Origin of the sequence: Vibrio sp. SCSIO 43132, assembly GCF_019904195.1 — a bacterium.
Taxonomy (GTDB): Bacteria; Pseudomonadota; Gammaproteobacteria; order Enterobacterales; family Vibrionaceae; genus Vibrio; species Vibrio nigripulchritudo.
Genome location: NZ_CP063199.1, coordinates 603,802 through 618,753 on the forward strand (window position 1 = coordinate 603,802; position 14,952 = coordinate 618,753).

At 47.2% G+C, this 14,952-nt stretch carries 14 protein-coding genes; 1 reads left to right on the plus strand and 13 read right to left on the minus strand.

Annotated elements, in window-relative coordinates:
- Positions 1-24 precede the first annotated feature (24 nt).
- Together INR79_RS02825 and INR79_RS02830 are read right to left on the minus strand one after the other, a co-directional pair.
- Positions 25-1,245 (minus strand): CaiB/BaiF CoA transferase family protein, encoded by a 1,221-nt coding sequence (locus INR79_RS02825; protein ID WP_223095955.1) that lies wholly within the window; start codon positions 1,243-1,245, stop codon positions 25-27.
- Position 1,246: 1 nt separating this feature from the next.
- Entirely contained in the window at positions 1,247-2,443 is a 1,197-nt protein-coding gene (locus INR79_RS02830) for an ABC transporter substrate-binding protein (RefSeq protein ID WP_223095956.1), read from the minus strand.
- Between the two features lie 427 nt (positions 2,444-2,870).
- Between INR79_RS02830 and INR79_RS02835 the strand changes: the two genes are divergently transcribed.
- Positions 2,871-3,137, plus strand: coding sequence for a hypothetical protein (locus INR79_RS02835; RefSeq protein WP_223095957.1), 267 nt, complete (start codon positions 2,871-2,873; stop codon positions 3,135-3,137).
- Positions 3,138-3,279: 142 nt separating this feature from the next.
- Here INR79_RS02835 and ovoA read toward each other — a convergent pair whose 3' ends face one another.
- The 11 genes from ovoA to mtnN all read right to left on the minus strand — a co-directional run bounded on the left by ovoA (position 3,280) and on the right by mtnN (position 14,794).
- Positions 3,280-5,394: a 5-histidylcysteine sulfoxide synthase gene (ovoA, locus tag INR79_RS02840; protein ID WP_223095958.1), complete on the minus strand. Its 2,115-nt coding sequence runs from the start codon at positions 5,392-5,394 to the stop codon at positions 3,280-3,282.
- A 210-nt stretch (positions 5,395-5,604) separates the two neighbouring features.
- Positions 5,605-5,988, minus strand: coding sequence for a Rid family detoxifying hydrolase (locus INR79_RS02845; RefSeq protein WP_223095959.1), 384 nt, complete (start codon positions 5,986-5,988; stop codon positions 5,605-5,607).
- Between the two features lie 28 nt (positions 5,989-6,016).
- On the minus strand, positions 6,017-7,231 hold the full coding sequence (locus tag INR79_RS02850) for an aromatic amino acid transporter (RefSeq protein WP_223095960.1): 1,215 nt from the start codon (positions 7,229-7,231) through the stop codon (positions 6,017-6,019).
- A 124-nt stretch (positions 7,232-7,355) separates the two neighbouring features.
- Positions 7,356-8,816: a tryptophanase gene (gene tnaA / locus INR79_RS02855; RefSeq protein WP_022549636.1), complete on the minus strand. Its 1,461-nt coding sequence runs from the start codon at positions 8,814-8,816 to the stop codon at positions 7,356-7,358.
- A 649-nt stretch (positions 8,817-9,465) separates the two neighbouring features.
- On the minus strand, positions 9,466-10,026 hold the full coding sequence (locus tag INR79_RS02860) for a flavodoxin family protein (protein WP_223095961.1): 561 nt from the start codon (positions 10,024-10,026) through the stop codon (positions 9,466-9,468).
- A 17-nt stretch (positions 10,027-10,043) separates the two neighbouring features.
- Positions 10,044-10,475 carry a VOC family protein gene (locus tag INR79_RS02865; RefSeq protein WP_022598837.1) on the minus strand — a complete coding sequence of 144 codons (432 nt, stop codon included), beginning with the start codon at positions 10,473-10,475 and terminating at the stop codon, positions 10,044-10,046.
- Positions 10,472-11,455: a questin oxidase family protein gene (locus INR79_RS02870; protein WP_223095962.1), complete on the minus strand. Its 984-nt coding sequence runs from the start codon at positions 11,453-11,455 to the stop codon at positions 10,472-10,474. Before INR79_RS02870 ends, INR79_RS02865 begins: the two co-directional genes overlap by 4 nt.
- 220 nt (positions 11,456-11,675) lie before the next feature.
- Positions 11,676-12,296: a trimeric intracellular cation channel family protein gene (locus INR79_RS02875; RefSeq protein WP_022549640.1), complete on the minus strand. Its 621-nt coding sequence runs from the start codon at positions 12,294-12,296 to the stop codon at positions 11,676-11,678.
- A gap of 8 nt (positions 12,297-12,304) precedes the next feature.
- On the minus strand, positions 12,305-13,135 hold the full coding sequence (btuF, locus tag INR79_RS02880) for a vitamin B12 ABC transporter substrate-binding protein BtuF (RefSeq protein ID WP_262415376.1): 831 nt from the start codon (positions 13,133-13,135) through the stop codon (positions 12,305-12,307).
- 1 nt (position 13,136) lies between these two features.
- The gene (locus INR79_RS02885) at positions 13,137-14,090 is read right to left on the minus strand and encodes a cobalamin biosynthesis family protein (RefSeq protein WP_223095963.1); all 954 of its coding nucleotides are present in this window, start codon (positions 14,088-14,090) and stop codon (positions 13,137-13,139) included.
- Between the two features lie 8 nt (positions 14,091-14,098).
- On the minus strand, positions 14,099-14,794 hold the full coding sequence (mtnN, locus tag INR79_RS02890; RefSeq protein WP_004397805.1) for a 5'-methylthioadenosine/S-adenosylhomocysteine nucleosidase: 696 nt from the start codon (positions 14,792-14,794) through the stop codon (positions 14,099-14,101).
- Positions 14,795-14,952: the final 158 nt, after the last annotated feature.

The following is a 14,952-nucleotide window of genomic DNA, read 5'->3' on the forward strand; positions in this document are numbered from 1 at the left end:
GCAATACGGCATAACAGCCAGAACCTACTTCCCCTGGCTTTCATGCTTCATTTGCACCGTTACATCTTCTGACTGAGTCAGTTTTTCAATCAGCTCTTCCGCGATTCCATGTTCGCGAAGGATTTCGATACTGTGTTGCCCAACTAAAGGCGCCGGGCGGTCAATCTTGGGAGGGGTTTCGCTCATGGTTACCGCGGGTGCGACCACTTTTACGTCGCCCGCAGTAGGGTGTTGATATTCAGTGATCATGCCGAGGTGCGTGACCTGCGGGTCTTCACTTGCCTGACGAAAATCCTTTATTTCGCCACACCATACGTCGGCTTCCAACAGACGTTGCATAAGTTCGGCTTGCGTGAATTTCTGGGTCTCTTTGTTGATGGCTTCCCAGATCTCATCTCGTTTATCAAACAGAACCTGAGGGTTGTCGTAGGCTGAAAGGTGGTCAGCACCTAGCACATCAATCAGTGTTGAAAACGGGCTCATGGCAATGCTGACAAAGCCATCGCTGCACTGGTAAACACCAAAAGGTGCGTCCATTCCCGGGTGTCCAATCCCTGAATCCGGGCGTTCAAAATCCTGATCTAGGTTGAGTACCGTAAGGTATTCCTGCCCCAGATGCGCCATCATTCCCGCCAGCAAGTTGATTTCCAGTTTCTGCCCTTTTCCAGTTTTCTCGCGGTAATACAGAGCGGACAAAATGGCATAAACCATGTTCATGGCACCAATTTGGTCGGCAATACCCGCGCCAGTCGGTACCGGTGGCTGGCTGGCTTGACCGGTGTTGGATGCCAGACCCGTCAAACCCTGAACCAGCATGTCCTGGCCCGGTCGGCTCAGGTAAGGTCCGCTCTCCCCGTACCCTGAACCCGAGCAATAGATAATGCGGTCATTTACTGCTTTAAAATCTTCATAACCGTAGCCCAATTTATCCAATACCCCCGGGCGGAAGTTTTGAACCACCACATCGGCCGTTTTTGCCATTTCCATGATGCACTGGTACACGTCTGGATTTTTTAAATTGACCGCCAGAGAACGTTTATTGCGGTTCCAGGCCAGGAAGTTAGGGCTTTCGCTTCCTCCTACCCACTTATTGAAAAACGTGAGGCTACGGAACAAGTCGCCCTTTCCATGTCGCTCAATTTTTATGATGTCAGCCCCCATGTCTCCTAGCATCTGGGTAGCAAACGGACCTTGAAGAAGGTGGCTGAAATCCAGAACTTTGACGCCGTTTAGTGCTTTGTTCATGCTAAAAATCCTTTATTGTCTTGGCTTGAGATGGCTGGCAGGTTTTGAATCGTTCAGATAGGTCTTTCCAAGCTTGAGATGTATTGCCAGAGTCGCTGGTCACAAGGCTGGCAATGACTGGCATCGCGCTGCGAAAGAAGGTCATAAACCCAGAGAACCTTGGGCGCAGGTAAGCTTGCTCTGTTGCCTCAAGGGTTTGAGAGAAGAAATGCCCAAACTGCTCGTCGGCTTGCTTGTTGCGCCAGGCTGCCCCAAACGCTGGCTGACCGCCCGCAAAGATGTATCCCGAACTCTGATATTCAGGAGAGCAAAGAAAGGCGAGGTACTTGGTAGCTTCTTGTGGCTTGTCGCTGTGTTTGCTTATGGCAATTCCCGCCCCACCTAATAGCCCGCAGCGGGCTGGTAATTCATTGTTGAAAGCCACAATGTTGTGAAAACTGAGCTTGGTAGAAAAAGCACTGGCAGAGTAATTCAGGTAGCCAAAACCTAAAGGGGAATAGGGAATGTCATCATGCTCGATCATATAGTCATAGCACTGGATAGGGTTCCATTCGAGCGAGTCAGGATGAGCAAATGAAAGCATCTCTTTGAGCATGCCAATGGTTTTTGAAAACGTAGTGAAATCGGTAAATGCTCCATCATCTTTCAGTGGAGAACCAAGTGCGGCACTAATGGTGAGGTAACTGCACATGATGTCGATGTCGGCAGCAGGGTAGCCGATGTAAAGCCCTTTTTTCTGCACCGCTTTGCTCAGTTCAATCAGCTCCTGATAAGTTCTGGGCAAATGCCAACCCTGAGACTCCATTATATCGGGGCGGCTGACCGCTACCTGAGAGGCCGTATCAATAGGCAAAGCGAGCAATTGCTCATTGTGGCAATAAGACTCGAACGAGGGACCAACAGCATCAAGCGAGTGAGCCTTTATTAGCCCATCTGGCAGCAGGTTTTTCAGATCGTGGAAGTAATTGCCCTCACTGGCTTCCCCGATAAAAGGGTGATCGATGATGAGCAAGTCGTACTGCTTCAGCACCTGATTCAGGTCACCTTCACCAAATGCACTGAGCGGTTGCTTGTCCCACTGGATTTCAATATGTGGGTTGTTCTTTTTAAACAAAGGGATACTGGCATCAAGCGGACCGCAGCAGCGTTCATGATCCCAGGCAAGCCCTTTTATCCTTGTCGATTTTTCGTATGACATGTCTGTCGCTACCATCCAAATTGGTTACGATAAAAGCTTTCCTATATAAATGTTGTTTTTATATATAAACAAAGTAAAGTGTCATTGTTGAGATTGGTAGGTTGTTTTTTGAACAATAAGTTGTGGGTTTCTGTCATTCCAATGTGAAAAGATCGCCAGAGCCCTTTGAAAACCTGAGTTTAGGAGAAGTGAAAACTCAGACTTGTTTGAAAGGAGAAAGTGGAGCAAAGGATGTTGCGAGTCGATATAAAATCATGAAATTTATCTTGTGCCTGCTTTTGGCAAGACTTTGTTTATTTTTTACAACCAAGAACAGATAATGGGATTGTTTAACTCTATGTTTTTAAATGGGTTGGATGCCATAGAATCAATGGGGTTTAACCCTTGGTCGATTATATAGAAGGGCAGTTACGGTATAGGTAAGTAAATGGTCGATATTGATGGTAATGAGGTTAAAGCAGGAGATGTAGTTGAAGTGCTATATATTTACCCTGAGTTTCTTGACACTTTAGACGACGATATGAAAACACTTCACAAAGATATGTTAGGTAAGCAGTACCCTATTACTGAGCTAGTTGAAGATGGTACTAAAGCTAGCATTGATATGAAATGGACTACAGATGAAGGTGTTATTTTTGGCGGGCTGTATATGATACCTTCCGATTTTAGGCTGGTTTGTAAAAATTCGCGATAGTAAGTACATAATAAATAAGTGCTGCACTGCCAAGTCCGAGTTTTTACTTTGCAGCAGAAATTGCGTTAAGTTATCAAAAAACAAAATAGCAAAAGAAAAGGGCTTCTAAACAGAGCCCTTGTTTTAAGTTCTTATCTGCGAGTTAGCGTTTTCGCCAGATGCTCATTTCAGACAAGGTGTGCTGGAACTTGCGTTGGGTTTCACGAATAACAAACGGCACTTCTTTTACTGCCACCAGTTCAAATTCGCCTATCAACGCCTCGGTTAACCCATCCAGCGTGGTGTGATTCTCCCCATTCACTTTGATACCACCAAGCCACTTACTCTTCTCAGTGTATTCTTCCAGCCAGGTGTAAGGAGAAGCAATCACAAGGTGACCACCTTGGTTAACGCGCTCGCTGATACTGGTCAGAAAAGCGTTCGGATCGTTAAGCCTGTCAATCAGGTTTGAAGCATAAACCAAGTCGTACTGAGTGTACTGAGGCTTGAGGTTACAAGCGTCGCCCTGCATAAAGTTCACTTTAGAGGTCAGGTGTGAATAACCCAGCTTCTCTAGCGTGACGCTCTTAAACTCGACGAGATCGCCTTCGGTGCGAATGGTGTAGCGTTTCTCTCCTTGCTCAGTCAGAGCGTAGGCTTGCTGGATAAAGCGTGCCGAGAAATCGATGCCATCAACATGACCGAAGTGTTTTGCCAGTTCAAAAGTGGCGCGTCCGACAGAGCAGCCAATATCCAATGCACGAGCGTTGTTTCTCACCTGAATCGTCTGCATTACCTGCGCAATGCCGTTGACGCAGAAGTTGGGCACATCGAAATATTCATCACCATAGTGGAACTCAAGGTATTGGGAGATAAGCTCATCAGTCTCATAGATGTTCATCGATACCATGTCTTGCGGATTCTGATCCGATTCGACATAACGGAAACCAGCATGCTGATAGAAATGACGACGGAACGCATAGCGCGAGCCACGAATGGCTTCGTTTCCGGTTGAGATCCAAGAGCCACCTTTGATCAGGTTGTGCTTGCCATCAAAGGTTGGGGTAGAGAAATCGTCGTACAGTGGGTGAACTTCAAATCCGCTAAAGCCATCGATAGGCGTTTCAGTGTGCTGCCAGACATTACCAATAACGTCGTAAATGCCGTTGTGCCCAAAGCGATTCACAGGGCAGGATGAAGCATAAAATGCCAGTTGAAGGTTGCCCGGGACTTCATGCCAGACAGGCGCGTCTTCTTCGATATTGTCACGCAGTAATTGCCATTCTGCTTCGGTAAGCAGGCGGACAGACTTTTGGCTTTGCTCTGCTTTCCAGTTACAAAACGCTTTGGCTTCCAGTTGGTTTACTTCTACCGGCCAATTCAGCGGCAGCGGGATTTCTTCAGTCAGATTTCTCTGCCAGTAAACGCCCTCTTTTAAACGCCAGAATCTGGGCATTTCGGCTTGGGTATATTCAAGCCAGGCTTGTCCTTCTTCGTTCCAGAAACGCAACTGACGATAGCCGTCGTCTTTGACGAATTCTTTGTATTCCTGATTGGAAACCAAAAACTTAGACGCTTTAAAGTCCTGTACCTGGCAGCTTTGCTGACCGAATTCGTTGTCCCATCCATAAGTGAGGTCATCTTCACCTTTGCCTAAGGTGACGTGTTTTCCGGCAACGCTCACCAAGCTGTTTTCAGGCGCAGAACCCGTATCGGTACAGGAAGCCCAGACGGGGTGTGAGGAAACATCTTCCAGAGGAAGCTGGCGGATGATCACGGAAGAGGTTTCCAGATGGATCCTCTCGTGTTCTATTCCCATCAAGATCGCCCAGGCAGGCTGATCCTGAGTGATGGGTAGCGTCAGTTCCATCGATTGGATCGTGGATTCGATGAGTGTTTTAACCTCATCACGGTAACTTCTCACATCGTCCACGGCGGGCCAGTCGTAATGCGCGTCATCCAGATCATCCCAGGACATTTCATCAACGCCTATGGCGAACATAGACTCAAAGTGTTCATTGACGCGGTTTTCAATGATCTTGCCGAGCTTGAGTTTGTTGATGAAGAAAGTGGCGGTGTGACCGAAGTAGAAAATCAGCGGGTGGCGCAGTGGCTCCGCTTTTTTGTAATAAGCTTCATCGTTATTGATCACTTCAAACAGAGACTCATAAAGACGCCAGGTCTGGTCGAAATATTTCAGTAGCTCTTCGCGTTTTTCTTGCTCACTTTCTCCGGTTAGAAGAATGGTTTGATGATCCCGGATTAAGTCGTTTTCCATAATGACGCTCCCAGTTGGGTAGATATGACGCTAAGGTCAACAGACCCTAATAACACTAGTTCATAGAAATAAAGGCGTTATGCCGATATATGACAGACCGTCGAATTGTCAGAAAGGATACAGACGCGTTGGTAAGAATGTGAATTGGGTCACTATTGGTGTTTGAAATGTAAGCCGCCTTTACAGCGGCTTATTGGGGCAGAAAGTGGCTTAAGTTCGGGCAGCGATCATTTCAACTTCTACCTTCACATCCAAAGGTAAACGAGCTACCTGAACGCAGGAACGTGCGGGGTAAGGGACATCGTGAGCGTCGAAAAAGACTTTGTAAGCGGCGTTAATAACACCGAAATCGTCTAAGTCCTGCACAAACACCGTGGTTTTGATGACGTCCTTAGCACCTAAACCTGCAGATTCGAGGATCGCTAGCGCATTGCGCAAGGACTGTGTGGCCTGAGCTTCCGGGCTGTCCGGAATGGTTGAATTTTCTGGGTGAACAGGAAGTTGCCCAGAGGTAAAAACGAGATTTCCGATGTCTTTACCCTGTACGTAAGGACCAATGGCTTGAGGGGCAAGTGGTGTATTGAGAGTTTTCATAACGGTTCCATATCTAATCGGGTGAGTGTCATCCTGCAAATGCAGGCAAGAGGTTAAGCATGGACATAAAGTGGAAAAGGGCGGTCAGGATTCCAAAGCCCATCACTATAAAAATGAATGGTGTGCCACCGGGGGCGATGAAGCCCTCGTTTCCGTCTTCTCGTTGGCGGGATTTTCGCACCAGTAAGGCTGGAATTATGCAGGCCCAGAGCGTAGCGGCAGCGCCGGCATAGCCAATGGCCACTAAGAACCCGAACGGGAAAAGCAGTGAAAGAATCAGTGGTGGCAGAAAGGTGGCAACCCAGGTTTTGGTTCTGCCCGCTTTGGAGTCTTCAAATTTTAAAAGGTCTGCCAGATAGTCGAAGACTCCCAATCCAACACCAATAAAAGATGAAAGAATGGCTGCGATCGAGAAGGTATTGATGGCATTGGCGACTTTTTCTGATTCGATGACGGATCCCAGCGCAGAAAGAAGGGCATCGACGTTACCGCCTTGCTCAATCACAGGACCAAACTGGTCTCTGGGCAGGTTGCCGTAAATGCTCATCACCCAGAGAAAATAAAGAGACAAGGCGATCACTGTGCCGCCAAGAATGGCGTACTTAGCGCGCTTTTCTTCGCCGTAATAACAGCGCATGCTAGAAACAGAGTGGTGGTAACCAAATGAGGTAAGTGCGACGGGCAGCATTGCCATGGCATACGGGGCGTAGCTGGTTTCCTGATTGATCCGGTCAAACAGAATGCTCAGATCTACATTGGCAACCAAACCTGAAACGCCGAACACAAAGCTTAAAACCATAAAAGCAATAAGCACGACCGAGATGCGATCCACCGCTCGGGTCGAATGCCACACAAACGATGAGAACACCAGAACAAACAGAACCGAAGCGATCTTACTGTCTACCGAGAGCATGTCTTGCAATATCAAGCCGGAAGATGTGATGTAAGCGTACAGCAAGATCCCGCCAACAAAATACACCGCTACGTTATTCAGGCGGTTCATATTGTTGCCCAGCATATCTTTAGTCACGGTATTGAATGATACTTTCAGATCGTAGTGCTTAAATGCTTCCAGTAACATCCATCCTGATAGCGTCATTACTATCATGGTGAAGGCAATGGCGAGCATCGACCACCCCGTCCACGCTCCTGCTCCAGCACTGGGTAAACCAAGCATTCCTGCCCCAACACAGACGCTGGCAATAATGCATGCACCGCCTAAAATAGAGGGTTTTCCTTTCATAATAACTACCTTAAATCCTTCTTTATGGCGCGTAACAACCCCTGCCCAGCATTTGAAATGCCAAACATATTGCTAACGCGACTTTGCAGTATTGAAAAGGCACACCGAAGTGTGCCTGATTGAATTATGCTTCCGTCATAGGCATTGCCTGCTGGTCTGCTGAAGAGGTTTCCGCTTCTTCCAGTCGAGCAGTGAAGTGACGCAGAACATTTGGCTCATAGGTGAACGTCAGTCCTTTTACGTTCTGAGTGTTTTCCAGCACTTTTTCAAAGGCTTCAATGATGAAGTCCATGTGGGTTTGCGTGTAGGTTGCTCTCGGGATCGTCAGACGAAGCAGTTCCGCGGGGGATGGGATCTGTTTACCTGTTGCCGGGTCTCGCCCTAACAAAAGAGAGCCAATTTCAACGGCGCGAATTCCTGCAACTTTGTATAGCTCACAAGCTAAAGCGTGTGCTGGGAACTGATCGGCGGGAATATGAGGGAGAAGCTTACCGGCGTCAACAAATGCTGCATGCCCGCCAGCCTGTTGGCAGGTGATTCCAATGGCTTCTAGACCATTGACCAGATACTGGATTTGACCGATTCGATAAGCCAGCCAATCCTGTCGCATACCATCGTAAAGACCGACTGCCAGACGTTCCATCGCGCCGCCTTCAAGTCCTCCATAAGTAGGGAAGCCTTCCTGCACGACACATAGAGTGCGGCATTCGTTGTATACGTCTTCGAACGAGTCATCCTTAAAGCAAAGCAGCCCGCCCATTTGTACCATGGCATCTTTTTTAGCCGACATCGCTAAGCCGTCGGCGTAGCGGTAGGATTCACGGGTGATGGCTTCGATGCTCCAGTCCTGATATCCCGGTTCTCTCTGCTGAATGAAGTAGGCGTTCTCTGCAAATCGTGCGGAATCCATGATGACTGGAATGTCATAGCGTCTGGCTATCTGATAGACGGCTTTCAGGTTGGCGATAGAAACAGGCTGCCCGCCAGACGAGTTACAGGTGATGGTACTGACAATGTAAGGAACATTTTCAGCACCAGCTTCTAAAATCGCGGCTTCAAGCTTTTGCAGATCGAAGTTACCTTTGAAATCTGCGTGAATGGAAGTGTCGAACGCCTCTTCGGTATAGACGTTTTTGGCGACACAGCAATTCACCTGAGTGTGCCCCTGAGTGGTGTCGAAAAAGTAATTTGATAAAGCGACCATTTTATTGCGGTCGAGTCCTTTCTCCTTTTCTCGTTTTCGAATCAATACAGGGATATAAATTTGTTCTGCACCACGTCCTTGGTGAGTTGGGATGGTGTATTGGTATCCAAAGATGTTTTTGACCGCATCGGCTAACGCATAGTAGCTACGGCTGCCGCTGTAGGCTTCGTCACCAATCAGCATGGCTGCTTGCATCTGTTGGGTGATCGCTCCTGTTCCGCTGTCGGTGAGAAGGTCGATAAACACATCGTCACTGTCCAGCAAAAACGGGTTCATTCCTGCTTTTAAGATGGCTTGCTCACGGTACTCTTTTGTCGTGCGTTTGACGGGCTCAATAACACGAATGCGAAATGGTTCTGGTAAGTGCTTAAAATTATCCATTTTTCTGCCTTTTTAATTCACATATGTGAATGAATAGATCTATCCAGCCGTCATTTTTATTTAGGAATTCGCTATTTGAGGGATGTAGCGATGTCCACTAAATAAATAATGTCGGAATATATTTAATAAATTGAAATAATCAGAACTTAGAGAGCCAGACTAATAATAGAAAATAAACAACAGGTTTATTCATTAGCTGAAGCCAACAGCAGCGAAATCCTGAAAGGGTTCAATGCGTGAAAGGCTCAGATCTTGATTCTATTGAAGCCTATGCTCTCAAGTCAGGCTGGATTGGATTATTCAGAAGACAGGTGAAATGAAATTTGGTGATCAAGCGTATACCAGTCCAGCAAGGTGAACTGAAATTTAGATTGCCATTTAAGGTACATATTCATGAGATGTTCCTCTGCTCTTAAACAAAATACGCTTTGTTTAGAATGAATATATATTAATAATAGTATAAATAGAATCCGGTAAAAATATAAATGTGATTAGGTTAATACGGATAAATACTTTTCAATATAAAAATAGCAGATAGGTTCACATTTTATTAGGTGCAAATATGCACACAAACTCAGTCAATAAAGTGAGAAGATAACCAAGCAAATTCAGAAGTTTGTAGCACGTTGAATTTGCTTGGCTTTAGTGGTTATTTAGTCGCTAGCCTGGCAACTCTCAGACCGAGATATTGAGCCGTTTGAGCATCGTTTTCATCCACCAATTCGTCGATATGATTGTTGCAGGCAGTCAAACCGATGTTCGAACCAAGACGATTCAGACCTTTGTCGCTGGTGTGCTCTGAAGTATTCAAGCCCGCCCACACCATGCCATGCTGGCATGCCAGAACAAAAAACGAGAACAGCGTTTGTTCTTGTTCGCCATTCAGGCTGCCTCCACAGGTGAAGCCTGCTGCCCATTTGTCTTTCCAATCCTGTTCACAATACGCATCACTGCTGGTGTCCATAAATGCTTTGAACTGAGCGGCTGGTCCGCCCATGTATGTGGGTGACCCAAAGATAATGCCATCACAAGCTTTCAGTTGTTCAAATATTACGTCGTTTGTGTAGCGACCCTCGATGATGTCCTTCGGCTGAATTTCCAGTAAAACAGGCTCGGCATTGGGCACACTTCGTATGCCTCCTGCAATGTCCTCAGCAAGAGCCTTGGTTGCGCCACATTTCGAAAAATACACGATTGCGATGTTAGCCACTGACGTTTCTCCTTATTTTAAGTATTTGGGGTATTTGGGTATAAATAATCATTTCTTTCCGAAGGCTTTTCACTCAGGTACTGAACAAATTCCCACTCCATGCCGTCGTGATCGTAGAAATACAGGCGTTTGCGAAAAGGGTGTTCAGTCTCCATGTCATTTTGTCGGTAACCTTGTTCAACCAACCTTCGCTGCACTTCATCGGCATCATCCACAACAAAACCGATGTGATTGATCCCGACATGGCGATAAGGCGTACGGTTGTCATCTTCATTGATGTTGCCTTCTTGCAGGGCGATGTAGGTTGAATCCGTTCCGATATGACACCATCGATACTGACTTTTTCCTTGATGGCGAATTTCAAAATCCGGTAGCGCGGTTTGCAAAAATGCAATGGCACGTTCGATGTTGTTAACCGTTACGTTCGCGTGTTCGACATAGGTACTCATAATGACTCCTTAGCAAGGCGCATTTGCGCTGCCTTCATGCACAGAGGGGTTGGAATAATTTGGTGGATCCGATAACAGCTGTAGACCAGTTTTATGGTGTGATCATCCGGGCTGGCGCTGGCTCGTTTCATGGTGTTTTCCCATGAAGGCTCTGATGGCGAGTCAGTCAGCTCGTCACTCGGACGTTCCGCATTAGGGAGGCTGGTGCTGTAAGCGGCGATATACGCCTGCCAGAATTGCTGTAGTCCTTTATTGGGATCAGGAAGAAAGCGTTCAATATTCAGAAAAGCCTGAAATCCGGTGACACCATGCAGCAATGTAAAATCGTTAGTGTGAATAAAAGGGGTGATTACGGCTTCTGCAACTAAAGGTCTGGACAGATCGGAAGGGGAAGAAGCAACAAAACGAAACTGCTCTGAGTCAGCGACTTCCTGAATACGATCCACAATAATGCCCGGACCAAACTGGAAATCTGCATAGTGCTGATGGGCAAGTCTGAGCTGCTCTTTTAGCGTATAACCAGCGTCATTTCGCAGCTCGCCAATCGGTTGATATTCAGTTGCCAGATAAGCAAGAGCATGAGCAATTTCGCGAGTGCTTTGTGCATCGATAGCATATGAAAGCCGGATCAATCCATGAAAAGCCGCGGCGGAAACACCGTTAAACAGATCCGGTAAGTGCAGAGACAAGGTTACTTCAATACCCTGTGAGTCTAGCTCTTGCTGATAAAAATCCACCCAGTTAGGAAAGTCTGCCCGATCACCTAGCGATCGACTTTGATTGGAAGGATCACAGCAAAGTGGTTCAAGCCTGCCGACATACTCCTGATAAAACTCGGTGACTCGATTTGCTGGCGCACCACCCAGATCTAATGCGATCAAAGCCATTGTAAGGTGGTTACTTAACCTGTCTCCGTAATTTGGATCAAATTGATGTGCCTGATGGATCAAATCTAAGGTGTTGCGATTCACTTCGCTCATAGTACTTCCTGCCACTGATGTTTTATTAGTAAAGTAATTTGTTTATTAATATAAGCCTGATATTGATTAAGTAAACAAAAAACTTTACTTAATCAGTTTTAAGGGAGCGTAAATGAGAAGTTGCTCAAGAAATCATCATGAATGTTAAGGATTAAAAAAGCCCACATCAGTGATGTGGGCTCGATTCGAAAGAAGGGGTATTACGTACCCTGAGTTGAGGTTACTTATTGATGGCAAACACAGGCAGTGAAAGGTGCCATTTAATGGCTGCTAAGCGAATGGTCAGGGTGGTAAAGATACCTAACAGCAGAGCCGGGGAGTGATCTAAGCCAAGAGCAATAGCGCTGGTATGAACAATGCCCCCAATCAGGCAGGCTGTGGCATACACTTCGCTTCGAAGCACCATGGGGATTTCTCTTGCCAGAACGTCTCGTATAATCCCGCCACCGCAGCCTGTGAGCACACCCATGATTACAGCGACCAGTGCACTGTCTTGATAGCTTAAGGCTTTCTCTACGCCAATTCCGACAAACACCGCAAGACCAATCGCATCGCAGACTGGCAGCACAAACCAAGGCAGGCGCTTTGGTCGCCGGATGATCGCCATAGTGGCGACACAGGTGAACAAAATGACCCAGAGATAAGCGGTGTCTGAAATCCAGAATACGGGTGTGGCTCCCAAGAGCATATCTCGAATCGAGCCGCCGCCAATTGCCGTCACACTGCCCAGTACCACAACGCCAAATGGGTCCATCTTCAGGCGACCAGCCAGAAGAACACCAGAAATGGCAAAGACTGCCGTACCAAACATGTCAATCAGATAGAGTAATGTTGCATCCATGACGGTTCTTACTTTATGTTTTTTCTGGCTTGTTCAAAGAAATCACACACCTGTTCTACAGCGTAAACCGTGCGTGGTGTCGGGCGGTTAATCCAGTCGGAATTCAAAGACCAGACTTGCTTATGCTGAACCGCAGGCACTTGCGATGCCCAGCCATTCCAGAGCGATTCGTTCTGAACAGCATGTCGCGATGTAAAGATAACATCGGGCTGACGGATAACAACCTGTTCTTCACCTACCTGAGGGTAAGGTGATGCACTATCAACAAAGATGTTTTCGCCGCCACAGTAAGAAAACACTTCACTTGGCCAACTGTGCTGGGCAACGGTAATAATGGGTTTGGTGCTCAACTGGTAAAAGTACTTAACAGGTTGGTCGGTTGCGTAACGTTGCTTTAAGTTCGCCAGAGCCAGCTCAAAGTCTTTAGCGGCTTTCTTACCAATGGTTGGATCATCGGCGTATTGGCTTAACTGGATAAGGTTGTTTGTGATGTCTTGAAAAGTGCCTGTTTTCGATTCGTAAATCTTAAAACCGAGCTTTTTCAGTTTATCCAGTTCTTTTGCCGGGTTACCACTTGGCCAGGTAATGATGAGATCAGGTTGCAAAGCAACAATCCGCTCAAGCTTGATGCCCTGATAGTTTGCGACTCGCTCCAGCTTTTTAGCTGCGTCTGGGTAGTCACTGTGGTCGGTAGCAGCAATCAGTTTATCGCCAAGCCCCGCGGCAAAAGCGATTTCGGTTGCGTGCGGAGCCAGAGATATGATTCGTTTTACGCTGGAATCAGCCAGTAAGCTTGAGCTGAACAACACGGTCGCCAGCAAAGCAATACGATATTTCAATTTAGACACCTTGGTAAATAGCCGCCATGACCAGACTCTGGAGTAAAACCCAGACACAAATACGCCATGCCAGCAGATGTTGAATTTGAGAAAGATGATAAGAAGAAGGGGCAATACGACCACCAAGTTTTGGTCTGGCGGTTTTCTTATCGCCATAAATGGCAGGACCACCCAAAGACAGTTCCAACTTGTTGCCGACTGCTGCCATTAACCAACCAGGACCGGGAGTTGGCCAGGTTCTGCCCTGAGAAATCATGCCAGATAACGCTGCCGACATATTCTTCCCCGCTGAAACCAACAGGCTGAAGAGGCGCAGAGGGATAAATTCAATGATTGCCAGCATTCTAATAGCAGGCACCCCAAATGGAAGAAACTCGCTGCGGCTAGGTGACCAGGCTCTTGCCAGTTCCATAATCAGGCGATACATAAATGCCCCGATACCACCACCGATGGCATACCAGAACAACACGCAAACCACATTGCGTCCGTACCCCATAATCAGAGTTTCCGCGCCAGCTTTACCCAGCCCAAGCGGGGATAATGTCTTCGTCACCCGGTTGACATGTGGAGCCAGCTCCCGGCGGGCGCGTTTCTTATCTTCCCTGTATAACGCTTCCATCAAGTGTTTGGCGAGCGATTCGTTACTTCGCCAGTCGATTGCCAACAATAGCAAAGCCAGGTCAAACAGTTGAGGTTGCCAGACCAATGGTCTAAGTGCGATGAAGAAAACCAATGCCGGGAAACACATCAACGCCCAGGCTAAGCTGCCAGAAAGCATGCTCTGGTTGTGTTGCTGGTTGTTGTTGACCTTGCTGGCAAGGAGCTCTGCGAATTTATGCCATAGAGTCGCCGGATGAACGGCTTTGGGAATAGGGAGGATAAAGTGGAACAGCAAAGCGCCCCACAAAACCAATAGGGCGCCGTTGGAATACAGCTTGGTGAAAAGCGCTTCCATAGATACGCTTACTTCAGCAAGTCAGCCATTTTCAGAACCATTTCTGAAGAGCTTTTCGCCGCGAGCGGCAGGAACTCTTCAAAGCTCATTGGCGATTCTTTGTCTGCCACATCAGAGATAGCGCGAACCACAACAAATGGGACTTTGAACTGGTGACAAGTCTGAGCAATAGCAGCCGCTTCCATTTCCACTGCGATAACGCTTGGGAAGTGTTTGCGAATGAATGACTGACGTTCTGCGCTACATACAAACGCATCACCCGTGCAGATCAAACCGCGAACCGCGTGTTTTTCTTCCATTTGTGAAAGTGCTTGTTCCGCAACTGCCATCAGTTTTTCGTCGGCAGCAAATCCAGCCGGCTGACCCGCCATCTGACCAATTTCATAACCAAATGCGGTGACATCGGCATCGTGGTGGCGCACTTCAGTTGAAATAACAACATCACCAAGGTTCAGAGAAGAATCAAAACCACCCGCTGAACCTGTGTTGATCACAACGTCTGGTTTGTAACTTTCCAGTAGCAAAGTTGTTCCGACAGATGCGGCAACTTTACCAATACCAGATTGAAGCAAAACAGCCTCTACGCCGTTAATCTGACCTGTGTAGAAAGTGCAACCTGCGCGGTTTTCTTCTACGCAATTCGTCATCGCTTCTTTCAGGATAGCCACTTCCTGCTGCATGGCACCGATAATACCGATTTTCATTTGTTGTCTCTAAGTTGATGATTCAATTACAGCGGATTGTAGCAGGAATATTGTGCTCTCTCTAACCTGAAGGTGCGAAATATTTTCTGTGTAAAACCAATCGCGCCCAGCCTGTTATTAAACATGCTGGGCGCGACGTTTTATAGGAATGTTATCTG